This window comes from Peptoclostridium sp. AF21-18 (genome assembly GCF_003478825.1).
In the GTDB taxonomy this organism is placed as follows: domain Bacteria; phylum Bacillota; class Clostridia; order Peptostreptococcales; family Peptostreptococcaceae; genus Peptacetobacter.
Genome location: NZ_QUGE01000002.1, coordinates 74,693 through 97,672, shown reverse-complemented (window position 1 = coordinate 97,672; position 22,980 = coordinate 74,693). Strand labels below are relative to the sequence as shown.

Annotated in this window: 22 protein-coding genes and 1 other annotated feature; of the genes, 20 read left to right on the top strand and 2 right to left on the bottom strand. The window is 29.8% G+C overall.

The annotated features are described in order from the left end of the window. The first annotated feature begins 17 nt into the window (after nucleotides 1–17). From DWX74_RS01850 to DWX74_RS01820, 7 genes are all read left to right on the top strand, one after another. Nucleotides 18–770 carry a copper homeostasis protein CutC gene (locus DWX74_RS01850; protein ID WP_118548440.1) on the top strand — a complete coding sequence of 251 codons (753 nt, stop codon included), beginning with the start codon at nucleotides 18–20 and terminating at the stop codon, nucleotides 768–770. A gap of 184 nt (nucleotides 771–954) precedes the next feature. After that, entirely contained in the window at nucleotides 955–2,451 is a 1,497-nt protein-coding gene (gene glpK / locus DWX74_RS01845; protein WP_118548439.1) for a glycerol kinase GlpK, read from the top strand. Between the two features lie 45 nt (nucleotides 2,452–2,496). Continuing rightward, nucleotides 2,497–3,294 (top strand): ABC transporter ATP-binding protein, encoded by a 798-nt coding sequence (locus DWX74_RS01840; RefSeq protein ID WP_118548438.1) that lies wholly within the window; start codon nucleotides 2,497–2,499, stop codon nucleotides 3,292–3,294. Further along, complete coding sequence (locus DWX74_RS01835) at nucleotides 3,284–5,221, top strand: ABC transporter permease subunit/CPBP intramembrane protease (RefSeq protein WP_118548437.1); 1,938 nt, start codon at nucleotides 3,284–3,286, stop codon at nucleotides 5,219–5,221. Before DWX74_RS01840 ends, DWX74_RS01835 begins: the two co-directional genes overlap by 11 nt. A 152-nt stretch (nucleotides 5,222–5,373) precedes the next feature. Then, entirely contained in the window at nucleotides 5,374–5,739 is a 366-nt protein-coding gene (locus DWX74_RS01830; RefSeq protein WP_006439125.1) for a GntR family transcriptional regulator, read from the top strand. Nucleotides 5,740–5,741: 2 nt separating this feature from the next. Then, the gene (locus DWX74_RS01825) at nucleotides 5,742–6,443 is read left to right on the top strand and encodes an ABC transporter ATP-binding protein (RefSeq protein WP_118548436.1); all 702 of its coding nucleotides are present in this window, start codon (nucleotides 5,742–5,744) and stop codon (nucleotides 6,441–6,443) included. After that, a complete protein-coding gene (locus DWX74_RS01820) occupies nucleotides 6,437–7,225 on the top strand; it encodes a hypothetical protein (protein WP_006439127.1) in 789 nt (262 codons plus the stop codon). Before DWX74_RS01825 ends, DWX74_RS01820 begins: the two co-directional genes overlap by 7 nt. 175 nt (nucleotides 7,226–7,400) lie before the next feature. Here DWX74_RS01820 and DWX74_RS01815 read toward each other — a convergent pair whose 3' ends face one another. Then, nucleotides 7,401–8,372, bottom strand: coding sequence for a TIGR01212 family radical SAM protein (locus DWX74_RS01815; protein ID WP_118548435.1), 972 nt, complete (start codon nucleotides 8,370–8,372; stop codon nucleotides 7,401–7,403). 190 nt (nucleotides 8,373–8,562) lie between these two features. Here DWX74_RS01815 and DWX74_RS01810 point away from each other — a divergent pair, with 190 nt between their 5' ends. The 4 genes from DWX74_RS01810 to DWX74_RS01795 all read left to right on the top strand — a co-directional run bounded on the left by DWX74_RS01810 (nucleotide 8,563) and on the right by DWX74_RS01795 (nucleotide 12,293). Beyond that, a complete protein-coding gene (locus DWX74_RS01810) occupies nucleotides 8,563–9,228 on the top strand; it encodes a diphthine--ammonia ligase (RefSeq protein ID WP_118548434.1) in 666 nt (221 codons plus the stop codon). 42 nt (nucleotides 9,229–9,270) lie between these two features. Continuing rightward, a complete protein-coding gene (locus tag DWX74_RS01805) occupies nucleotides 9,271–10,083 on the top strand; it encodes a MerR family transcriptional regulator (protein ID WP_006439130.1) in 813 nt (270 codons plus the stop codon). Between the two features lie 79 nt (nucleotides 10,084–10,162). After that, nucleotides 10,163–11,548, top strand: a complete 1,386-nt coding sequence (locus DWX74_RS01800; protein ID WP_006439131.1) for an MATE family efflux transporter — start codon at nucleotides 10,163–10,165, stop codon at nucleotides 11,546–11,548. Nucleotides 11,549–11,696: 148 nt separating this feature from the next. Then, nucleotides 11,697–12,293, top strand: coding sequence for a ribonuclease H1 domain-containing protein (locus tag DWX74_RS01795; protein WP_118548433.1), 597 nt, complete (start codon nucleotides 11,697–11,699; stop codon nucleotides 12,291–12,293). A 109-nt stretch (nucleotides 12,294–12,402) separates the two neighbouring features. Here DWX74_RS01795 and DWX74_RS01790 read toward each other — a convergent pair whose 3' ends face one another. Next, entirely contained in the window at nucleotides 12,403–12,969 is a 567-nt protein-coding gene (locus tag DWX74_RS01790; protein ID WP_118548432.1) for a tryptophan transporter, read from the bottom strand. A gap of 123 nt (nucleotides 12,970–13,092) precedes the next feature. Continuing rightward, nucleotides 13,093–13,349: a binding site (T-box leader), on the bottom strand. A 205-nt stretch (nucleotides 13,350–13,554) separates the two neighbouring features. On the opposite strand from DWX74_RS01790, the gene DWX74_RS01785 reads away from it, so the two are divergent. The 9 genes from DWX74_RS01785 (at nucleotide 13,555) to DWX74_RS01745 (ending at nucleotide 22,876) form a co-directional block, all read left to right on the top strand. Beyond that, on the top strand, nucleotides 13,555–14,028 hold the full coding sequence (locus tag DWX74_RS01785; RefSeq protein ID WP_118548431.1) for a pyridoxamine 5'-phosphate oxidase family protein: 474 nt from the start codon (nucleotides 13,555–13,557) through the stop codon (nucleotides 14,026–14,028). 103 nt (nucleotides 14,029–14,131) lie between these two features. Continuing rightward, nucleotides 14,132–14,467: a hypothetical protein gene (locus DWX74_RS01780; protein WP_118548430.1), complete on the top strand. Its 336-nt coding sequence runs from the start codon at nucleotides 14,132–14,134 to the stop codon at nucleotides 14,465–14,467. 161 nt (nucleotides 14,468–14,628) lie between these two features. Then, complete coding sequence (locus tag DWX74_RS01775) at nucleotides 14,629–16,056, top strand: UbiD family decarboxylase (protein WP_118548429.1); 1,428 nt, start codon at nucleotides 14,629–14,631, stop codon at nucleotides 16,054–16,056. Between the two features lie 102 nt (nucleotides 16,057–16,158). Next, nucleotides 16,159–17,634 carry a VanW family protein gene (locus tag DWX74_RS01770; RefSeq protein WP_118548428.1) on the top strand — a complete coding sequence of 492 codons (1,476 nt, stop codon included), beginning with the start codon at nucleotides 16,159–16,161 and terminating at the stop codon, nucleotides 17,632–17,634. A 103-nt stretch (nucleotides 17,635–17,737) separates the two neighbouring features. Then, nucleotides 17,738–19,117 (top strand): aldehyde dehydrogenase family protein, encoded by a 1,380-nt coding sequence (locus DWX74_RS01765; RefSeq protein ID WP_118548427.1) that lies wholly within the window; start codon nucleotides 17,738–17,740, stop codon nucleotides 19,115–19,117. A 101-nt stretch (nucleotides 19,118–19,218) separates the two neighbouring features. After that, entirely contained in the window at nucleotides 19,219–19,587 is a 369-nt protein-coding gene (locus DWX74_RS01760) for a CidA/LrgA family protein (protein WP_118548426.1), read from the top strand. Then, entirely contained in the window at nucleotides 19,580–20,269 is a 690-nt protein-coding gene (locus DWX74_RS01755; protein ID WP_118548425.1) for an LrgB family protein, read from the top strand. The genes DWX74_RS01760 and DWX74_RS01755 overlap by 8 nt, the downstream gene beginning before the upstream one ends. Nucleotides 20,270–20,653: 384 nt before the next feature. Next, complete coding sequence (locus DWX74_RS01750) at nucleotides 20,654–21,520, top strand: YitT family protein (RefSeq protein WP_118548424.1); 867 nt, start codon at nucleotides 20,654–20,656, stop codon at nucleotides 21,518–21,520. A 153-nt stretch (nucleotides 21,521–21,673) separates the two neighbouring features. After that, nucleotides 21,674–22,876 carry an MORN repeat-containing protein gene (locus DWX74_RS01745; protein WP_118548423.1) on the top strand — a complete coding sequence of 401 codons (1,203 nt, stop codon included), beginning with the start codon at nucleotides 21,674–21,676 and terminating at the stop codon, nucleotides 22,874–22,876. Nucleotides 22,877–22,980 lie beyond the last annotated feature (104 nt).

Sequence of the window (22,980 nt, the reverse complement as noted above, 5' to 3'; positions counted from 1 at the left end):
ATAATCAGGAGGAAATCATGAAGGATTTTGTACTAGAATGTTGTGTGGATTCAGTAGAATCGGCTTTAGAGGCTGATAAAGGTGGGGCAGATAGAATAGAACTTGCAGCAAACCTAATAATAGGAGGTACTTCACCAAGTATAGCATTATACAATGAAATAAGAAGACAGTCAGATATAAAAATATTTGTACTGTTAAGACCAAGATTTGGAGATTTCCATTATACAGAAAATGAATTTAAAATATTAAAAGAAGAAGTTGCCATGTTTAGAGATGCTGGGGCAGATGGTGTAGTTGTTGGATGCTTAAATGTAGACGGAACATTAGATTTAGAAAAAATGGAAGAATTAGTTAAAGAAGCTGGAGATATGCATGTAACATTACATAGAGCTTTTGATATGACAAAAGATCCATTTGAAACATTAGAACAGGCTAAAAAATTAGGAATAAAAACAATACTTACATCAGGGCATAAAAATAATGCACTAGATGGAAAAGATTTAATAAAAGAATTAGTAGAAAAAGCAGGAGATGACATAGAAATATTAGTAGGAAGCGGAGTTAATGCTAATGTTATAAAAGAATTCTTAGCAGACACAAATGCTACTTCATTCCATATGTCTGGAAAAGTTACTTTAGATAGCAAAATGGAATATAGAAAAGAAGGCGTAAGTATGGGACTTCCTATGATGAGTGAATATGAAATATGTCAGACTAGTGCAGAAAAAATAAGAGAAGCTAGAGAAGTATTAGACAACGCAAGAAAATAATTATTTAAAAAAATAATTGAAATTTATAATCCGTAGATTTAAAATCTGCGGATTTTTTTGTATTTAATTAAAAAAAGTTGTATTGTATTAACACAGCTACTATAAAAATGGTTATAATATTTAATATAACGAATTACGTTTTCAAAGTAAATTTTCATAACGAAATTGTTGGAGGAGATTAATAATGGAAAAGAAATATATAATGGCACTTGACCGGGGAACTACTAGTTCAAGATGTATAATATTTGATAAAGATGGAAACATAATAAAAGTTGCGCAGAAAGAGTTTGAACAGATATATCCAAAACCAGGCTGGGTAGAACACGATGCTATGGAAATATGGGGTTCACAGAGTGGTGTTATGAGAGAAGCTGTAGACACTGCTGGGATAAATCCAGAAGAAATTGCTGCTATAGGGATAACAAATCAGAGAGAAACTACTGTAGTATGGGATAAAAAAACTGGTAAACCTATATATAATGCAATAGTTTGGCAATGTAGAAGAACTTCAGAAATATGCGATGAATTAAAAGAAAAAGGTCTAACTGAATGTATAAGAGAAAAAACAGGACTTATAATAGACGCGTATTTCTCTGCAACAAAAGTAAAATGGATACTAGATAATGTAGAAGGTGCTAGAGAAAGAGCTGAAAAAGGAGAATTACTTTTCGGAACAATAGATACTTGGTTAATATGGAAATTAACAGGTGGAAGAGTACATGTAACAGATTATTCAAATGCGTCTAGAACAATGATGTACAATATAAACACATTAGAATGGGATAAGGATATATTAAAAGAACTTGATATACCAGAAATAATGCTTCCAGAAGTTAAAGAATCTAGTTGTGTATATGGATATACTGACTCCGGATTATTTGCAGATATAAAAATACCTATAGCAGGATGTGCTGGAGATCAGCAGTCAGCTCTATTTGGACAGAATTGCTTTGAAGAAGGGACAGCTAAAAATACTTATGGAACAGGATGTTTCCTACTTATGAACACAGGAGAAAAACCTGTTAAATCAGAAAATGGACTTTTAACAACTATTTCTTGGGGAGTAGATGGAAAAGTAGAGTATGCGCTAGAAGGAAGTATATTTATGGGAGGTGCATCTATTCAGTGGCTTAGAGATGAGCTTAGAATGATAAAGAGTGCAGCTGACAGTGAAAAATATGCTATGAGAGTTGAAAATACTAATGGAGTATATGTAGTGCCTGCATTTACAGGACTTGGAGCTCCTTATTGGGATATGTATGCTAGAGGAACAATTGTCGGACTTACAAGAGGAGCAAAGAAAGAACATCTAATAAGAGCTACTCTAGAATCTATAGCATATCAGACAAAAGACGTACTAGAAGCAATGCAAAATGACTCAGGAATAGAACTAAAATCATTAAAAGTAGATGGTGGTGCTAGTAATAATAACTTCTTAATGCAGTTCCAGTCAGATATATTAAATGTAAAAATAGATAGACCTAAAATAGTTGAAACAACAGCACTAGGTGCAGCATATTTAGCTGGACTTGCAGTTGGATTCTTCAAGAGCAAAGAAGATATAAAGAAAAGATGGGTTTGTGATAGAGAATTCGAACCTAAAATGAGCGAAGAAGTTAGAGAAAAATCTTACAAAGATTGGAAAAGAGCTGTAGAAAGATCTCTTGCTTGGGAAGAATAAATAGAATATAAATTTAATTCTATTTAGCTCAAATGGAGGGGTACTATGATAGAAGTTAACGACTTATGTAAAATATTTACAAGAATTATTAGTGATGGAGAGAAAAAAAGATTTGGCAAAAAGGTAAAGGTCAAGGAAGAGGAGTTTCTTGCTGTAGACCATATTTCATTTAAAGCCGAAAAAGGGGAAATAGTAGGTATACTTGGACCAAATGGAGCAGGAAAAACGACGCTTCTTAGAATGTTAGCTGGAATTTTGACACCTACATCTGGTAGCGTTGAAATTTGTGGATATAACTATGAAGAAGAGAAGAATCTCGCAAAAAGGGAAATAGGCTATTTATCAGGGAATACTAGATTATATGGAAGATTTTCCCCGAGAGAAATAATGACTATATTTGGAAAAATGTATGAAATGGACGAAGAAAGTATAAAAAAATCCATAGATAGAATATCTGAAATAATGAGTATGGAAGATTTTATAGACAACAGAATAGAAAATTTATCAACAGGTCAGACTCAGAGAACCTCTATTGCTAGATGTCTTATACATTCACCAAGCGTATATATATTTGACGAGCCAACTCTAGGCTTGGATATTTTGAGCAGTAGAGCAATAATAGATTTCATGTTACGTGAAAAGCAAAATGGAAAAACTGTTTTATACTCTACTCATTATATGAAAGAGGCTGAAACTTTATGCGATAGAATAATTCTTATATATGAGGGAAAAATTATTGCTGAAGGTAAGCCAGCAGACCTTATGAGAGAAACAAACTCAAAATCTTTAAGACAGGTGTTCATAAAACTAGCGGATAAAGAGGTGGGTTTGAATGAGGATTAAAATAATAAAAGAAATTTTTAAAAAAGAAATTTTGGATATAGTAAGGGATAGAAAAAGTATATTTATGATGATAGTTGTTCCAATACTTTTATATCCTATAATAATGGTGTTGTTGATGGGAATAATGAATTCATCAATAAATAAAATGACATCAGAAACTATAACACTTGGATTATCTTCGGCTCCAAATGCGGAGTTTGTAGAAATTGTAGACAATGAAAATTCAATTAGAGAAAAAGAAGATACACTAGGAAATATAGAAATAAAAACAAATATTAAAGATTATAAAAGAGAATTGGAAAAAGGTGAAATTGATGCCTATATAGACAATTCTATAAAGGATAATGACTACAAAGTTATTATAAATTCTGCATCAGATGAATCAGGAATAAAGGCAGATGCTATATTTGATGTAATGAATAAATATAAAAGAAAAATGTCTGAGAGAGAGATAGAAAAACATGGATTAAATTCTAAGCAGATACTAGAACCTATAAAATATGAAAAAGTAGATATAACAAATAGTGCTAAAAAAGCGGGAATGTTATTAGGACAGGTAATACCATTTATACTTATAATAGGTGTGCTATTTGGCTCTATTTATCCAGCAATAGATGTTATGGCTGGTGAGAAGGAAAGAGGAACTCTTGAAACATTGTTCTCACTTCCAATATCTAATATGGAGCTTGTAATAGGTAAGTATATGGCAGTATCTGCAAGTGCTATCTTGACGTCTTTATTGAACATAATTTCTATGAGTTGCACATTGGGATACTTTATGAAGGCAGAATCGATATATAATCCCTCTATGGTGCATATAAATTACTCGGTACTAGGTGGTGCTGTACTTATAACCATAGTCAGTGTTATTTTGTTTGCTCAGGTTGTATCAGCACTTGCTATGTGTGTTTGCTCATTTGCTAAGACATTTAAAGAGGCTCAAAACTATATAACACCGCTTATGCTTGTAATAATGGTACCAGCATATATTTCAATGATACCAAATATTTCTCTTAGCAGAATAACTGCAACAATACCAGTTGTAAATATTTCACTTCTAATAAAAAGTGTAATATCACTTAGAGCAAATATGAAAATGGTGAGCTTGGTACTTATTGTAAATCTAATATTTGTACTAATTTCTCTAGTACTACTTTCAAAAATATTCAATTCTGAGGATATTTTATTTGGTGAAAAAAGAAACTTTAAACTTATTCAGAAGAGAAGTAGTATAAAAGAGGGGAGTATGCCAGGAATTAGCGACGGATTTATGGTATATGTATTGGCATTTATAAGCTTAATATACGTATCTCCTATACTAAATATGAAGCTTGGAATAATGGGGAATACTATAAATCAGTTCATTATGGCTATGATACCAGTATTAATTGCAATATACATAAAGGCGGACTTCAAAAAATTATTTAGCATAAAAAAAATCAAACTAAAAGACATAATAAGAGCAGCATTAACTTGGTTTGTAGGAAGTTTAATAATGTCCGTATTTGTGATGATATTATTAAAACTGTTCCCAGATCAAATGAAGGTATCTGAGCAGTTGAATAATATTATAAGATCTAGTGGAGGATTATTCACTCAGATAATATTATTTGCATTGGTACCTGCAATATGCGAAGAAACATTGTTTAGAGGATTTATACTATCTGCATTTAGAGATAAAAAAACTTTTGGACAGAAAAATGAAAAATATATTATGTTTGCTATTGTAGTAAGTGGAATATTATTTGGTATAATGCACTTAGATTTTATTAGAATAATACCGACTTCTATACTGGGAATGGTAATGGCATACAATGTATATAAATCAAAATCAATATTTACATCGGTTGGAATACACTTTTTCAACAATTTACTATCAGTTTTATCAGTAAACTTTGGAGTACAAGCGATGTTACTCCTTATATAGACGTAAAGTAGAGATTATCAGGTTTTAACTTGATAATCTCTTTTATTTTTTGAAATTATTTATAAAAAAATCAAAAAAAGATTGCAATGTAGATTGTACTATAGTATTATTGTATTAACAACTTAATACAATAATAAAAAGGAGGGAAAGTTATGAGCTGGGAATTCGATAATAGCAAGCCTATCTATATTCAACTAGTTGACACTCTAAAGATGAAGATTGTATCCGGAGAGTTTCAACCGGGGTCAAAAATGCTAACAGTTAGAGCTTTAGCTGCAGAAGCTGAAGTAAATCCAAATACAATGCAGAGAGCATTATCTGAGTTAGAGAGGGAGGAGCTTATGTATAGTCAAAGAACAAAAGGCAGATTTGTAACTGATGATATAGATAAAATAAATAAAATGAAAAAAGATATGGCAAATGAAAGAATAGATGGTTTAAAGGAATTTCTTGTACAGCTAGGATATAGCCCGGATGAGATAATCTCTCTAATAGCCGAGAATGTGAAAGGAGAATAATTATGGAAAATACTATAATAAAATTAGATAACGTCGTTAAAAGATACGGCAAAAAAGAAGCATTAAAAGGTATAAGCCTTGATATTCCAAAAGGTAAGATAGTAGGTTTACTTGGACCTAATGGAAGTGGTAAGAGTACAATGATAAAACTATTAAATGGACTACTACAGCCAGATGAAGGTACTATAGAAATAGCTGGTATGAAACCTTCTATAGAAACTAAGAAAATAGTATCTTACTTACCTGAAAGAACTTATTTAAGTGAATGGATGAAGATGAAAGACCTTTTAAAATTCTTCAGTGATTTTTATGAAGACTTCGACTTAGAAAAAGCTGAGGAAATGATAGAAGCATTAAATATAAATGTAGATGAAAAGATAAAAGATATGTCAAAAGGTACTAAGGAAAAGGTACAGTTAATATTAGTGATGTCTAGAAATGCTGATGTTTACATACTAGATGAACCAATAGGTGGTGTTGACCCTGCTGCAAGATCATTTATTATGAGAACAATACTTCAGAATTTCTCTGAAGAGAGTACACTTATAATAGCAACACATTTAATAAGTGAAATAGAAAATATATGTGATGAGATAATATTCTTATCATACGGAGAAATAAAACTACAGGGTAATGTAGATGAAATAAGAGAAGAAAAAGGTAAATCAATAGATGCCTTATTTAGGGAGGAATTTAGATGTTAGGTAAACTTATAAAATATGAATTCAAAGCTACAATGAGAAGCTTCTTAGCGATATATGCGAGTTTAATACTTACTGGTGTATTAATAGGAATATTTATGCTTGCAAATGTAGATGTAGGCATGAGTTTAGGTATGTTAATAATGGTAGCTTTAATGATTACACTTGGTGTTTTAACAATAACTGTTATTATAAAAAGATTTAGCAAAAACTTACTTGGCGATGAAGGTTATTTGATGATGACACTTCCTGTAAGTGCAAAGAAAATAGTAGCATCTAAAATAATAACATCTGTTGTTTATTTAATTTTAAGTACTATAGTAGTATTTTTAGTATTTGTTGTAATAATGCTTCCTTCTGGTATGGCTACAATGAAAGAATTTATACGGTCTATGGGAAATGTTTGGAACTACATGGTTATGAATTTACTAAGTGCTAGAGATATAATATTAAATATGATAATAACATTTATGTTAGGTATAGTAGATTATATATCTTTCATATTAGTGATATACACTTCATTATCAATAGGACAGTTAAAACCATTTAACAAACACAGAACTCCTGTTGCGATAATAGCATTTTTCATAATAAATATGATAGTATCAGTTATAAGTGATGGACTTTCAAATCTATTAGAAAGTATGAATATACTAACAGCTCCACAGAGTATGTCAATGTTAAGTGCATCATCAATATACACATTAGTATTCTATGGTGTAGTTTCTGTAGTATTATTTATGATAACTTCTTACATACTTGAAAAGAAATTAAATCTTGAATAAAAAATTCATAGGTTAATATATCTTGAGGTTGAAAACATAGACAAACTACTCTCCAGGCGATCAAGTCGCATTGTCGAGTGAGTTTTGTCTATGTTTTTCAACTCTGTAAGATAATTATTATCCGTATGAAAAATTAATTCAAATGGCTATTTTAAATTGATAAATTTTGATATTTTTATTTGCAATCTTTAAATATATCGTAATCAGGTTTTACATATTTACTTCCCTGAAAAGTTCCTCTTCTTTTCATTTCATCGTCAATCCGGTTAAGAACTTCCCATTTTTTTAGACTCCAAAGAGGTGCTAGAAGTTCATCTCTTTTACCATCTCCAGTAAGTCTGTGGATAACCATCTCTTCAGGTAAGATTTCAAGCTGATCACATACCAAATTAATATATTCTTCTTGTTCCATAGGTACTATTTGTCCATTGTTCAAGAAGTCCCGTAGAGGAGTATCTTTTATTATATGAAGAAGGTGGATTTTTATACCATCCGCCCCCATATCTGCAACAGCTTTTGCCGTTTGCATCATCATTTCTTTATCTTCACCAGGAAGTCCATTTATTATATGTACAACAGTTTTTATATTTCTATCTTTTAATTTTTTAAAACCATCTAAGAAATCTTGATATGTGTGTCCCCTGTTTATTATATCAGATGTTTCGTCGTGTATAGTCTGAAGTCCAAGTTCTACCCAAAGATTAGTTCTTTCGTTTAATTCAGCTAGATAATCCACAACATCATCAGGTAAACAGTCAGGTCTAGTAGATATTGAAAGACCTATAACATCTTCAAATCCTAAAACAGTTTCATATCTTTCTTTTAATACTTCTAACGGAGCATAAGTATTTGTAAATGCCTGGAAGTAGCCTATATATTTTGCATTAGGCCATTTTTTTAGCATCATAGCTTTTATTTCATCAAACTGTTTTCTTAAATTATCGTTTGGATTACCTGCAAAATCTCCAGATCCCTCTCTACTACAGTATATACATCCACCATATCCTAAAGTCCCATCTACATTAGGACAAGTAAAACCAGCATTTAGAGAAACTTTAAAAATTTTTTCTCCAAAAGTCTGTCTTAAATAGTAGTTCCATGTATGGTATCTTTTATTTTTATCAAAAGAGTATTTGAATTTTTCCATTATAAATTCCTTTCTAAAATTTTTTATTTATTAGTTTTTAATAGTATATTTTCAAAATTTATATAATCAATAATAACATATATCGAGGTACAAATGAAGTTGTTAGTATTGAGATTGATATTATATAATTAAATAATAAGGAATTTTAACAGATAAAATAAGCAATGTACAAAATAAGGAGATTTTATATATGGAAAAGTTTGTTACTTCATTTAGCGGGGGAAAAGACTGTACTTTAGCAATGTATTTAATAAAGGAAAGAGGATTTATTCCGGATTCAATAATTATAACAGTAAAGGAAACGGATTCTTGGACTCATGGGATAAATTTAAAAATGATAGAAGAATATGAAAATGTACTTGGATTAAAAGTATATCCGGTATTTTGTAGAATGGATAATTATGAGGAAGAATTTGAAAATACATTAAGAAGAATAAAAAAAGAAAGAGGAGTAAATATCTGTGTGTTTGGAGATATAGACATAGAGCAACACTTAAATTGGAATAAGACAAGATGCAAAAACGTAGGTATTGAATGTATAATGCCACTAGAAAAGATAGATAGAGAAGAAGCAGTTGAAAGATTTATAGATTCTGGATTTAAGGCAATTATTAAAAAGGTTAATTTAAATTATTTGAATGAAAGTTTTTTAGGAAGAGAATTAAATAGAGAAACTATTGAGGATATCAAAAGATATTCTGAGGAAAAAAACATAGAAATAGATTTATGCGGTGAAAATGGAGAATACCACACAATTGTGGTAGATGGACCTTTATTTAATAAAAAATTAAATTATAATTTAGGAGAAATAAAAGAGGAATATCAAAGTGCAATAATAGAAGTAAATATAGTTTAAGGTATGTAAATTTAGACGAAAATATTATATGAGGAGGAAAATATGAAGGATTACTATAAAATAGGAGAGATTTCGAAAATATATGGATTCAGCAAGGATTCTCTTATGTACTATGAGGATTTAGGGATTTTAAAACCAGACAGAGATACTAATGGATATAGGATGTATAGCATACAGGATTTATATCGTTTAAATCTCATAAAAGAGCTTAGAACACTTGGATTCTCTATGAAAAAGATAAAAGAATATCTTGAAAATAGAAATTTAAGAACTACAGAAGGAATTTTAAATGAGGAGCTTATTTTGACGGAAACTAAGATCAAAGAGTTAAACTCTCAGAGAAGTAATATCATAAATAGACTAAGTGCTATAGCTGAATCTAAAGAAATAACAAATTTTGAAAACATAGAATTAAAATATATAGAAAAGAGAAAAGCTATAGAATTAAATGCAAATATAACTAGAGATGAGGAGTTTGACTTCTGCGTGCAGAGGCTTCAAAACGAGTATGAGGGAAGATTTGATATTTTAGGAAATAATAATATAGGATCGTTTTTCTCAGAAGAAGCTTTAAAAAAAGGTTTAAATAATGTATTTAAATCAGTATTTTGTCTAATAGATGACGATGAAGAAACTTATAACATAACTCTTGAAGAAGGATACTATGTAACATTTACTTATAAAGGCGATTATATATACAATCACGAGCATTTAAAAAAACTAGAAGAATATATAAAAGAAAACAATTTAGAAGCAGTTGGTGGGCCTCTGGAAATATATAAAATTGATATACATGAAACGGGAAATCCAGAAGAATTTGTTACAGAAATACAAATTCCTGTTAAAAAAATATAGAAAATTTCATAAAACCTCTTGACTATGGTATTATACCATAGTTTATCATTTTAGATAAGAAGAGAGGAGAGTATATAAAATGGATTCGAAATTGTTATCAAATGAAAACATGAGCTTAAAGGCAAAATTTTTAAGGTATATGATACCTTCAGTTGTATCTATGTGGGTGTTCTCGCTTTATACAATGGTCGATGGTATATTCGTTGCAAGAGGAGTAGGGGAAACAGCACTTGCAGCTGTGAATATCTCAATGCCTTTTGTAAACTTTATATTCGCATTATCACTGATGTTCTCAACAGGGGCATCTACAATAATAGCTGTATATCTTGGTAAAAAAGATATAGATTCAGCTAATAAAATATTTACTATGAATACAGTAGTAATAATAATATTCTCATTATTAATAATGGGCGGAGTTTTATTAAATTTAGAAAAAGTAGCTACAATGCTAGGTGCTACTGCTTCAACTATGGATTATGTAAAACACTATCTTGGAATAATAGTACTATTTAATGGATTTTTTATGGTATCTTATTCGCTTGAAGTAATTATAAAAACAGATGGATTCCCAATTTTAGCAACTTGTGGAGTTATAATATCAGCAATTAGTAATGTTGTACTTGATTACTTATTTATAATGGTATTCCATTGGGGTGTAATGGGTGCAGCAATTGCAACAGGTTTATCACAGGTATTTTCTACAGTCTTCTTCTTAGTTCACTTCTTTAGAAAAAATTCAACACTTAATTTCTCAAGATTTAAGTTTGATTTCCCAGAATTTAAGAAAATAGCATTTATAGGTATACCAGACTCAACAACAGAACTTAGTTGCGGTATAGTAGTAATGCTTTTCAACTTAAACATAATAAAATACATAGGTGAACAGGGTGTAGTTTATTACAGTATTATAAACTATGTAAACACATTGGTACTTATGACAATGATGGGTATAGCACAGGGTATGCAGCCATTAGTAAGTTATTACTTTGGAGCAGAGAACTCTACTAATATGAAGAAACTATTTAAAATGTCTGCTATAGCAGGTGTAATAGCATCGGCAGCATTTGTTGTAATATGTCACCTTATACCAGACTTTATAGTAGGATTATTCATAGATCCAACAGAAACAGCGATATTTACAGAAGCTATAAGAGTGCTTCAGATTTATTCTTACGCATTTGCATTTATGGGAATAAACGTAATAGTTTCAGCATTCTTCGTATCAGTTGAAAGACCAGGAATAGCAGCAGTAGTATCTTTAGGAAGAGGATTCTTCTTGATATTAGCTGCATTATACTTAATGATAGCTATACTTGGTGGAGAAGGAATATGGTATTCTGCAATACTAGCAGAAGGAACTTGTATGATAACAGCAATAGTTCTATACAAGACAAAAATAAAGGCAGTTTACAAGGATATGAAATCACCTAAAGTAAAAAAAGAAAAATTAAATGAATGTTATTAAATATAACTATGAAATCAAGATAAGGCAGCAAACACCTCTAAAAAAAATAACCAATGACATAAAAACAAAAAACTGTTAGAATAGAAAAAGTATAAAGACCAAATTATTAATAATTTTAATACCATTAGAAAATATTGGAGGTGTTTGTTTGGCTAAAAAGAAATTTTACGCAGTTAGAAAAGGTTATAAAACTGGTGTGTTTTTAACTTGGACTGAATGTAGCAAACAGATAAGTGGATTTAAAGGGGCGGAGTTTAAAAGCTTTCCAACTATGGAAGAAGCTGAAAACTTTGTCAACGGAATAAAAAAAGAAATAAAAGTTGATGAAAATACAATAGAAGTATATGTCGATGGAAGCTATGAGCATTCAATTAAAAAGTATGGCTCTGGTGTGGTTGTACTAAAAAATAGAGAAGTTATACATACAGAAAGCTTTGGTGGAAACGATGAAGAATATCTAAGTATGAGAAATGTAGCAGGGGAAATTAAAGCTTCTGAGTACGCTATGAACTACTGTATAGAAAATAATATTCCAAAGTTGGTAATATATTTTGATTATCAGGGAATAGAAAAGTGGTGTACAGGAGAATGGAAAGCTAACAAAAAAGGAACTATAGAGTATAGAGATTATTACAACTCTATAAAAGATAGATTAGATGTTAGTTTCGTAAAAGTAGCAGCTCATACCGGCGACAAATATAATGAGATGGCAGATCAACTTGCCAAAGACGGATTAAATAAGTAAAACAAAAAGGATGTAAATAATATCTGTATTAAAAGACATTATTTACATCCTTTTTTATATTGAGGATTTCAAACTTAAAATAGTTGATATCTTATTAAACTAATTCAATTTATTTTATGCAACGAAGTATTACATTGTAAAGTACTAAACCTGCAACAAAGTTAATAACTACTGCTGGTATAACAACTGATATGAAAAGAACGCTAAATCCTACAGGTAGTCCAACTATATACTGAGCAGCAAGTAGGAATATAGATCCACTTACAAGTGTACCTAGCGGGAATAAGAATATAGAAACTATTTTACCTGCTTTTTTCATATCCATTTTTCTTAAGAAAGGTATGCTATACATTATGTAAACTAGTAAGTATGCAAAGTTTACAGATATTATTTTATCTATAACATTAGGAAGCTGTCCACCAGGGAATTTAGTTGTAAGTGCTGTAAATACACCAGTAACTATTCCTGCTAATAAGCAGCTTTTATAATCATTTCCATTTATTAAAACTACTATAAACATTGTAAGTAGTGCGAAGTCTGGCTGCATAGGAAGTCCTAGAGCAGGTGTAATCTGATGAAGTATAAGACCTATTGCAAGAAGTATTGAGTTTAGAACCATTTTTCTTGTATTCACTTTTGTTGTTGTATTTGCTGTTGTATTTGCTATTGCTTTCATTGTATTTTCCTCCAAGTATTTTAAATTTATTATTTTGCCATTCTGATTCGATATTATCTTCTAGTAAAGTTCATACCATAGTTTACACCTCCTTTTCCGTAAAATAAAAAAACTTCGCCCTATATATAGGACGAAGTATTAATTCGCGTTGCCACCTAAATTCGTATATCTTGTAAAATTATACAAGAAATACATCTCTGCAAGAATACTAACATATTCTGTGTGTTGTAACGTACACCAAACGCCGGAGTCTACTTTAAAAATATTTCAATCCGGTTCTCTAAGGCCCATTCACTATTTTCTTTCTTGCTGACTCTCACCAACGTCAACTCTCTGTATTGAACCTAAAAACAGTTACTCTTCCTCGTCAAAGAATTTACTGAAAATTTATTATTTTTAACTTGTATTAATCATAATCTAAAAAAAAGATTCTGTCAATAATTATTTTTGAATTTTTTGAAATATGATACAAAAAAGAGAAATAATTCTTTTTAAAAAAGGAAAAATACAAATTATATAGAATATATATAACTAAGTAATAAAATAAAAACTAAAAAATATTAAATGAAAAAGGAGTGTCTTTCGATGTTCAGAGATATGAGAAGAGTTGATAGAGATAAAGGAAGTTTAGCAGGGATAGAAATATTAAAAAATTCAGATGTGAGTTTTTTATCTACAATATCTGTAGATAATGGGTATCCGTATGCGGTTCCGATGAACCACGTATTCTTAGACGGAAATATATACTATCATTGTTCAAAAAAAGGACATAAAATCGACAATATAAATGAAAATAGCAAAGTTTGTGTAAGTGCAGTTTCAGATTACGAATTTGTACCGGATAAATTTACTGTTGGATACAAAAGTGTAGTAGTATTTGGAAATGCGTCTATAGTTGAAGATGAGGAAGAAAAAAGAAACGTATTAAGAGAGGTAATAAAAACATATTCAACAGATTATATAGAAGATGGAAATGAATATATAGAAAAACTTTTCAAAATAACAGATATAATAAAAGTTGTACCAGAAAAAATATCAGGAAAAGCGTCTAAAGAATAGATGAATATTGTGAAAGTTATTGCAAATAGTCGTTTTTTTTGCTATAGTTAAATTATGTTATGTAAATTAAAATATATGTAGTAAATACAATGGAGGTGAGTTCTTGAAAAAGTCAGGTTCAATAGTTAAAATAATAAAAAGAAGTTTAAAAAAAATACTAAAATATACAGCTATGTCATTTATAATATGTTATGCTTCAGCTATTGTATTAAGAGTAATTAATGCTTTTTTAGGTGCTAATACTCCAGACTTCTGGTGGTATTTTATACCAGCAAGTTTAGTAGCACTTGGATTAAGTGCACTTATGGTATTAGCAAATGCTGATAAAGTATTTAGAAAACCTACTAAAAAGAAAGCAGTTGCGAAACAAAAAGTTCGCAGAAAGAGCGCTCCTGCAGTATCTACACCAGAAAGAGAATACAGAAGAAAGGTATCATAGTATTAAATATATATTTTATAAATACCAGATATTTATTTGCTCGATAAAAATGCAATTGTATATATAAAAATAAACACAGTTGTTACTGTGTTTTATTTTTTTTATAGATATAACTTGAAAATTAAATTATTTTATAAATTGTTTATAAAAGGGGAAGTTTTATGAAAATTGATGGATGGGTGAATGATTTCGGTGAGAAAGAGCCGGATTATAAAAAAAGGAAAAAACAAAAGAAAAAGAGGAATCTACCCAAGTTTGAAAATCTAAGCAAATTTAGCATCATAAAAATAGTTGTAGCTGTATTACTAGTGTTTGCTATATGGAATCATTTTAGATACTATTCAGAAATAAATCATATGATGGATTATATAGAATCAAGACAATACGCCATAGCAATAGATTACTATTCTTCTCTAGAAAAAGAGTTTTCAGAGGGAAAAATGGATAGATTTAATGCTAAGCTTTCTAGAAAAATAAATAAATTCTTAGAAAATACCGGAGATGATTTTTTTAAAGGAAGTATATCAAAAGAAAAATTTACTGGATTTGTCAATATGGTCAATTCTTTAGATAGAATAACTGTTAAAAGCGAAAAATTGTTAGAGCAGTGTAAAAAAGCAGCTGATATGTATAGTGATGGAAGTATAGATTATGAAACAGCCAAATCATTTGTGGATACTATTTCAGCATTACAGGGAATGGAAGTTGGAACAGAAGAATATAGACAAGATATAGAATTTATATACGATTCTAGAATGTTATATGAACAGGGATACGAATATCAAAAGAAATTCCAGTATTCTCAGGCTATCGAAAACTATGAAAAGGTGCTTGAAAAGGATAAAAAGTACTATAAAAAGGCTGAAGAGAATAAAAAAGAATGTATAGAAAAAATGTATGATTATTATATTCAGGAAGCTGCTTTAGCAGCAAAGGGTGGAAATTACCAAGTTGCGACAGAATATATGGAATATGTAAAAAAATACTATCCTGATGATGAAAAAGTCGAGAAAATTCTAAAGGATTATCAGAAAAAATTAGATGAGTACACTTTAGGATCAGATGATATAAAAAATATATACTGTAAGGCAGTTGATATAGAACCAGAGGGAATAACAGTAAGTCCTCTACCACAGATGGTAAATGGAGAAAAATACTATTATGCAGAAATACTTAAATATGGTAAAAGAATAAATGAAGTTCTTATAAATGCAGAAAATAAAAAGCTATATTTATACAAGGATGGAGAAAGGTCATATAAAGATATTGATAATGCCAATTTCTTTAGACTAAATACAAATGGAGAAATTGAATTTGCTATTTCTAAAAAAGACGCAACAGAAAATCTAAAAAATGAATTAGAAAAGAAGAAAAGGGTATATAAAAAAGTGGAAGAAATTGACTCTGATAAGGCAGAAAGATATTCTAAAAGTGATAAGAAAATAAGTGAAATGCTAAATAAGAAGGAGAATACATATTTCTTCTTTATAGGTAATAAAGGGTTCTTAAGAGGTAAAGACTTGTACTGCGTAGATATGTACAGTGGTGCAGTGTACTCTTTCGAAAATAATAAACTAGTTCTTATATAATATGGGAGAATAGAATTAGTAAAAAATATAAAAATAGGTATTTAACTAATTCAGAGATTTAAGGATGTACTCTGAAAATAAAACAAAAAGAGGAGAAGTTTGATGTCGAAAAAAATAAAAGTAGCATTAATAGCCTTATTGGTTGTTGTTCTGGGAGCAGTAGGTTTTATGTTTTCAAAAGTAAAAAGCGATAAAATAGCTGAAAACGTAATAGTAAATGGGATAAATCTTGGAGGAATGACAAAAGAAGAGGCAAAAAATAAAATAAAGGTATTTGATACTAATGAGTTTACACTAAGCAGCGAGGAAAGAAGTTGGAAACTTAATTTAGATGAGCTAAACTTTGAATATGACATAAATAAGACAGTTGAAAATGCATACAAAGTTGATAGAAGTGGAAATATATTTTCTAATATGTTCGATATGGCTAAATCTATGATGGGACACGAAACTAATGTACGTGTGGCAATAGAATACGATAAAGCTAAGGCAAAAGAAGAACTTGATAAAATTAGAAAAGATGTCGATAGAGAAAAAGAAAATGCAAAAATAAATACTGATAATGATAAGATAACTATAGTTCCAGAAAAAAATGGAGTAGTTCTTAATGAAGCTGAAACAAACAAGGCTATTGAAAAGCGGTTATCTGCAAATAAATTTAAGACTGAAGCTGTTGTTAAGCTTGATGAGCCTAAGATAAAAAAATCAGACCTTGAAGGTATGGACAAGGCACTTGGAACATCTGTAACTACATTTAAAAATAATTACAACAGAACTGAAAATATAAAAATAGCAACAAATGCATCAAGTGGTGTAATTTTAAAACCAGGTCAGGAATATTCTTTCAACACTATAGTTGGAAAAAGAAATAAGGCCAATGGATATAAAAGTGCGCCTGTTATAGTGCAGGGAGAAATGCAGGAAGATCTAGGTGGTGGAGTATGTCAGGTATCATCTACTTTGTACAATGCAGCACTTAAATCAGGAATGGAAATTGTAAATGTAAAAAATCATACAATACCTTCTTCTTATGTTGGAATGGGTAGAGATGCTACTGTTACAGATAGTGGAATAGATTTTGTATTTAAGAATCCGTATAAACATAATGTCTATATTCAGAACTATGTAACAGGTGGATCAATAGTATGTCAGGTATTTGGAAGCAAGGCAGATGAACAGAATATAGAAATACAGACTAAGACTATATCTGTTTCACAGGCTACACCTCAGAAGGTAGAAAAAAGTGATTTACCAGCAGGTAAAGAAGAAGTAGACAAGGCTAGTAGAAATGGATATGTTGTTGAAACATATAGAATATACAAGGACAAAAATGGAAAACAGATTAAAAAGGAAAAAATCGCAACATCAAGCTATCCAAAGCAGAATGGTGTTATATTTGTAGGAACTGCTCCTGTAGAGGAAAAACCAGAAGAACCACAGAATCCTGGCGAAAATAACTCAGGAAATAATGGTGGAGGAGAAACTCAAAAACCAGACGGAAATACAGGGAATTCAGGTGGAGAAGCTCAAAAGCCAGAAGCAACACCAAAAGAAGTTAAAGAAAATAATAAAAACTAAATAAAAAAATCAATAGGGGTTGTTGAAAAAAATCAGCAACCCCTTTCTTTTTGTTTGAATAAATATAATAATAGTATTAAGAATTTAATTTAGAGGTGAGGAAATGAAAAGATATAAAGAAGTTGTCGAGAAGCAGAAGGAATTCTTTAAAACTGGAAAGCCTATTGATATAAATTATAGAAAAAAAGCTTTAATAAAATTGAGAGATACTGTTGATAAGTATGAAGAAAAGATTTTATACGCATTAAAGCTAGACCTAGGAAAATCGGAATTTGAAGGATATGAAACAGAATTAGGAATAGTAAAAAGTGAGTTAAAAAATACTATAAAAAATCTAGAAAAGTGGTCAAAACCTAAAAAAGTCAGAGCATCTATTATGAATCCATTTTCAGACAATAGAATCTACAATCAACCATATGGAGTTTGCTTAATACTATCTCCGTGGAATTATCCGTTTCAATTAGCACTAATGCCACTTATAGGAAGTATAGCAGCGGGAAATACTAGTATATTAAAACTTTCAGAAATATCGCCATTTACATCTGGAGTGGTTAGAGAAATAGTTGAAGAAGTATTTGATGAGGAATATGTTGCTGTATTTTCTGGTGAAGCGGAAGAGGCAATAAATTTAATTGAATCCGATGTTGATTTTATATTCTATACAGGAAATCCTAAAATAGGTGTATCTGTTGCAGAATCAGCTGGTAGAAGATTGATACCTTGTGTGTTAGAACTTGGTGGAAAAAGCCCTTGTATAATTGATAGGAAGGCAGATTTAGATAACGCAGCTAAAAAAATAGTGTGGGGAAAATTTATGAATGCTGGACAAACATGTGTTGCACCAGACTATATAATAGCCGATAGACTTGTATTTTTAGAACTTAGAGATAAGTTAGTACACTATATCAAGGAATTTTATGGAGAAAATCCAATTGAGTCAGATGACTATCCTAAGATAATAAATAAAAAGAATTTTGATAGAATACTCAATTTAATCGAAGGAAAAAGACTTATATTTGGAGGAAAATACGATGATGATAGTTTAAAGATAGAGCCAACGATATTAGAAGTATCTAGTATGGATGAAAAAATAATGCAAGAAGAAATATTTGGACCTATAATTCCTATAATTATCTACAAAAATAAAAGTGAGATATTTGAAATAATAGATAAAAATAAAAATCCTTTAGCATTGTATCTATTTACCGATAATAACTCATTTGAAAAAGAGATAATTGAAAAAGTATCTTTTGGTGGTGGATGTGTAAACGATACTATAATCCATTGTACATCTGAGGGACTTCCATTTGGTGGAATAGGAAGAAGTGGTATTGGTAATTATCATGGAAAAGCTAGCTTTGATGCATTTAGTCATAAAAAATCTGTTGTAAAATCTAAAAAATTTGCAGATATAAGTATGAAGTATCCTCCATTTAATGAAAAAAAGCTAGAATTAATAAAAAAAGTGTTTAATATATTGTAACATTTAGTAAAATAAAAAGAATACAATGTTGTAATTAATATATCTTTGACTATTGTATACAATATGTGGTATTTTAGTTTAGGGGAAAGGAGGAATGATTAATGAAAGTATTTAATCAGTTAGCAATCATTCTTGGAATTTGGGTAGTAGGAGAGTATATAAGCTCTATGATATCTAGTTTTGTCTTAATTCCAGGAAGTATAATTGGTATGATCCTGTTATTTTTAATGCTTCAATTTAAAATTATAAGCATAGAGAGCATAGACAGTATATCTGGTTTCTTTTTAGATAATATGGCATTGTTCTTTGTACCAGCTGGAGTATCGCTTATAAAATCTATGAATCTTATAAAGCAAAATATAATACTTCTAGTTTTAGCAATATTTGTAACTACAGCTATAGTTATGTGGTTTACAGGAATTGTGGTGGAAATAATGATGAAAAGAAAGGAAAAGAAATCTAATGTATAATATAACTCAGACACCAATATTTGGTCTTCTTTTGACTATAATTTTTTATAATTTGGGAAGGTTTATTCAAAGAAAAACAGGAAATCCTATATTTAATCCGCTTTTAATAGCGATTATATGTATAATAGCCTTTTTAAGTATTACAAAAATACCTTATGAAGCATATAAGATAGGTGGAGATAGTATAAACTTCTTTTTATCTCCAGTAACAGTCGTACTAGCAGTACCACTTTATAAACAGTTTGAACTGTTCAAAGAAAATATGATGGAGATAATAATTGGTATAACAGTAGGGGTTTTAGTATCTTTTATATCTATAAAAATACTTGGAGGAGCTTTAAATGCGGACTCATCTCTTTTAAACTCACTTATACCAAAATCTATAACTACTCCAATGGGTATATCTCTTACAAATTCTCTTGGTGGCGTAGAAGCGATAACAGTTGTTGCGATAATTTGTACAGGAATATTAGGTGCTATAATATCTCCACTAGTATTTAAAATAGGTGGAATTAAGCATCCTATAGCTAGAGGAATAGCTCTTGGTACGGCATCACATGCACTTGGAACAACAAAAGCCATAGAAATGGGTGAGGTTGAAGGTGCTATGAGTGGATTATCAATAGGAATATCGGGAACACTTACAGTCATATTGATTCCTATTTTAATAAAATTCTTATAAAATTTGTATGAGTATTGCTGTAAAATAGAAAAATAAAAATTTTTTTAGGAAGAAAAATAAAAAATTTTTAAGATAATTAAATTTACCTTCAATTTATAAAATTGAAAAGCTACTAGAAATAATTTCAATAAAACTGTATAACGACAAAAATAAGGGCGAAAAATTGCAAGATGTGAAAAATAAAATTCATTAACTTAATAAAAAAATATAAATTATGTAATAAATAAAGTAAAAAATGCTCTTATTGCTAAAAAAGTATAGATTTTTTAGACTAGACAATAAAAAAAATTTGATTATAATATATATGTGAAGTCAGGAAAGACTGATTTATAGTAAATTATTAGTAGAAAATTATTAAATTGAGGGAATTGAAGGGAGAAAAAAATGAGTGAAGTAAAAGATACTCTAAAAGAGCATCCTAGTTTAAGACTTTTAACAATGATAGTAGGAATGTTGATAACATCTATAGGAGTAAATGGATTTTTAAGACCTGCTGGACTTCTTAGTGGAGGAGCTACAGGGATATCAACTGCGATAAACTACATTACAGGGATGAATATAGGGTTCTTAACATTTGTAGTAAACATACCGGTGTTTATACTAGGTTTTATATATCTTGAAAAAGAATTCTGTATATTAAGTCTTATTAATATGGCGATATTTTCATTTTTATTAGGTGTAACATCTGATATATCACAGTTTATACCAATAAATGATATGATTCTTCAGGCTATATACGGTGGATTATTATCAGGGGCAGGAGTTGGTCTTGTATTTAGAGCAAGAGCATCTACTGGTGGTACAGATATAATAGCTGCTATTTTAAAGGTTAAAAAGAATATAGAAATAAAAGATACTGCTATGGCGATAAATGCCGTAATAGTATTTATAGGAAGTTTCTTATTTGGATTAGATTTAGCGCTTTATACATTAATAGATATATTTATGAATGCAACAGCAATGAACTTCGTAAAAGATGCGATGAACTCACAGAAAGCTGTTATGGTTGTATCTGATAAAGCTGAAGAAATCTCTGAAATAATAATGAAAAAATTAGTAAGAGGTGTTACATTCCTTGAAGCGGAAGGTGCATATACTCATCAGAAGAAAAAAATAATATACACTATAGTTTCTACAAGTGAAATTCCTCAGATAAAAGAAATTTCTCTTGGCTGCGATAATAAGGCCTTTATTTCAGTAAATGATATTACAGAAGTAAAAGGTCGAGGATTCAAAGCAAAAGATCTTTAAAATTAAAATACATATTTTAGGAAATAAAATCCTCATGATAAAAGCGTGAGGATTTATTTTTTTGCTTTTATATATAAGAATTTAGTATTATAATAATATAAGAAAGTAATTTAAATAATATAATAAAGACATTTTACTTTGGAGGGGAAAGTTATGAATCTACCTAGAAGATATAAAGAAATATTTAATAGATATAATAGAGAAATTGCAATTGTCGAAAAAAAAGTTAGAAATTTTGAAATAAAAAGAGAAAAGCTAATAAGAAGAGAAGAATATGCAACTGACTTTGAAGTTAATGAAATAGAAATGCAGAGAAGGGCATATGAAGAAGAAGAGGAAATAGAAAAAGAATATTTCAAAAAATCTGAGTTTTATATAGATAAAGAAGATGAGGTTGAAGAAAGTGTATATGAAGAAGTAGATATAGATATAGATGATGACTATGGAATGAACGCTGAGGATGTAGGAAAAGCTTTGAGTCTTCTAAAGGATGAAACGCAGGATGAGTTCTGGGATGATATAGATATACTAGACAATAGTTCAGATGAAGATATAGAATACGATGAAGAACTTTTAGATGATGATCTTCTTTATTTAGATGATTTAGATAATAATATAGAAAATATTGACGATGAAGAATATGATGATTATGATGATGAATTAGAGCCAGAAAGAGAATATGGAATGGATATGGAAGTCGATGCATATACACCTAATCCAGATGGGAAAAATGTAAAACCTGTGGAAAGAATTTACGAGTTTAGCAATGGTGATATATACATAGGAAAAATGATAAATAATAAAATGCATGGAATGGGAAATTATATTTTCTATTCTGAGAGAGAAACAAAAAATGAATATGTTGGAGAGTTTAAAAACAATAATAGAGAAGGAAAAGGTGTTTATAAATTCTCTAATGGAGATGAGTATACAGGTAATTTCAAAAGAGAAATGGCAAATGGTATAGGTAGAATGATATATAACAGTGGTTCTGAGTATCTTGGCGAATGGAAAGACAGTAGAAAAGATGGCTATGGATTCTACCAGTGGAAAGATGGAGATATGTATATAGGTGAATTTAAACAAGGAAAATTCAATGGAAGAGGAAGCTGCTTTGATAGAAATGGAAAACTAGTGTATGAAGGTCAATGGGTAAATAACGTGATAAACGGAAAAGGAAGATTTATCTGGGAAGATGGAAAGAGCTATGAGGGAGATTTCAAAGATGGAAGAAAACATGGAGAAGGAACTTTCTATGATGTGGATGGAGATATACTATACAGTGGAACTTGGGAAAATGACAAGCCAGTAATTTTTGGAATGTCTTTTGAAGAAGTTTTCTCAGGCAGAGAATAATAAAGAAAAATAAAAATGTTAAATAATAAAAGAAATAGGGAATTTATTAAATATAGGTTCCCTATTTTTTTATTTAAAGGTATAATTTTTGATTTGAAAAGTAT

What these genes read in the sequence shown, in the direction of transcription:
- DWX74_RS01850 (WP_118548440.1), top strand. Translation starts at nt 18, where the DNA reads ATGAAGGATTTTGTACTAGAATGTTGTGTGGATTCAGTAGAATCGGCT.
- glpK (WP_118548439.1), top strand. Translation starts at nt 955, where the DNA reads ATGGAAAAGAAATATATAATGGCACTTGACCGGGGAACTACTAGTTCA.
- DWX74_RS01840 (WP_118548438.1), top strand. Translation starts at nt 2,497, where the DNA reads ATGATAGAAGTTAACGACTTATGTAAAATATTTACAAGAATTATTAGT.
- DWX74_RS01835 (WP_118548437.1), top strand. Translation starts at nt 3,284, where the DNA reads ATGAGGATTAAAATAATAAAAGAAATTTTTAAAAAAGAAATTTTGGAT.
- DWX74_RS01830 (WP_006439125.1), top strand. Translation starts at nt 5,374, where the DNA reads ATGAGCTGGGAATTCGATAATAGCAAGCCTATCTATATTCAACTAGTT.
- DWX74_RS01825 (WP_118548436.1), top strand. Translation starts at nt 5,742, where the DNA reads ATGGAAAATACTATAATAAAATTAGATAACGTCGTTAAAAGATACGGC.
- DWX74_RS01820 (WP_006439127.1), top strand. Translation starts at nt 6,437, where the DNA reads ATGTTAGGTAAACTTATAAAATATGAATTCAAAGCTACAATGAGAAGC.
- DWX74_RS01815 (WP_118548435.1), bottom strand. Translation starts at nt 8,372, where the DNA reads ATGGAAAAATTCAAATACTCTTTTGATAAAAATAAAAGATACCATACA.
- DWX74_RS01810 (WP_118548434.1), top strand. Translation starts at nt 8,563, where the DNA reads ATGGAAAAGTTTGTTACTTCATTTAGCGGGGGAAAAGACTGTACTTTA.
- DWX74_RS01805 (WP_006439130.1), top strand. Translation starts at nt 9,271, where the DNA reads ATGAAGGATTACTATAAAATAGGAGAGATTTCGAAAATATATGGATTC.
- DWX74_RS01800 (WP_006439131.1), top strand. Translation starts at nt 10,163, where the DNA reads ATGGATTCGAAATTGTTATCAAATGAAAACATGAGCTTAAAGGCAAAA.
- DWX74_RS01790 (WP_118548432.1), bottom strand. Translation starts at nt 12,969, where the DNA reads ATGAAAGCAATAGCAAATACAACAGCAAATACAACAACAAAAGTGAAT.
- DWX74_RS01785 (WP_118548431.1), top strand. Translation starts at nt 13,555, where the DNA reads ATGTTCAGAGATATGAGAAGAGTTGATAGAGATAAAGGAAGTTTAGCA.
- DWX74_RS01775 (WP_118548429.1), top strand. Translation starts at nt 14,629, where the DNA reads ATGAAAATTGATGGATGGGTGAATGATTTCGGTGAGAAAGAGCCGGAT.
- DWX74_RS01770 (WP_118548428.1), top strand. Translation starts at nt 16,159, where the DNA reads ATGTCGAAAAAAATAAAAGTAGCATTAATAGCCTTATTGGTTGTTGTT.
- DWX74_RS01765 (WP_118548427.1), top strand. Translation starts at nt 17,738, where the DNA reads ATGAAAAGATATAAAGAAGTTGTCGAGAAGCAGAAGGAATTCTTTAAA.
- DWX74_RS01760 (WP_118548426.1), top strand. Translation starts at nt 19,219, where the DNA reads ATGAAAGTATTTAATCAGTTAGCAATCATTCTTGGAATTTGGGTAGTA.
- DWX74_RS01755 (WP_118548425.1), top strand. Translation starts at nt 19,580, where the DNA reads ATGTATAATATAACTCAGACACCAATATTTGGTCTTCTTTTGACTATA.
- DWX74_RS01750 (WP_118548424.1), top strand. Translation starts at nt 20,654, where the DNA reads ATGAGTGAAGTAAAAGATACTCTAAAAGAGCATCCTAGTTTAAGACTT.
- DWX74_RS01745 (WP_118548423.1), top strand. Translation starts at nt 21,674, where the DNA reads ATGAATCTACCTAGAAGATATAAAGAAATATTTAATAGATATAATAGA.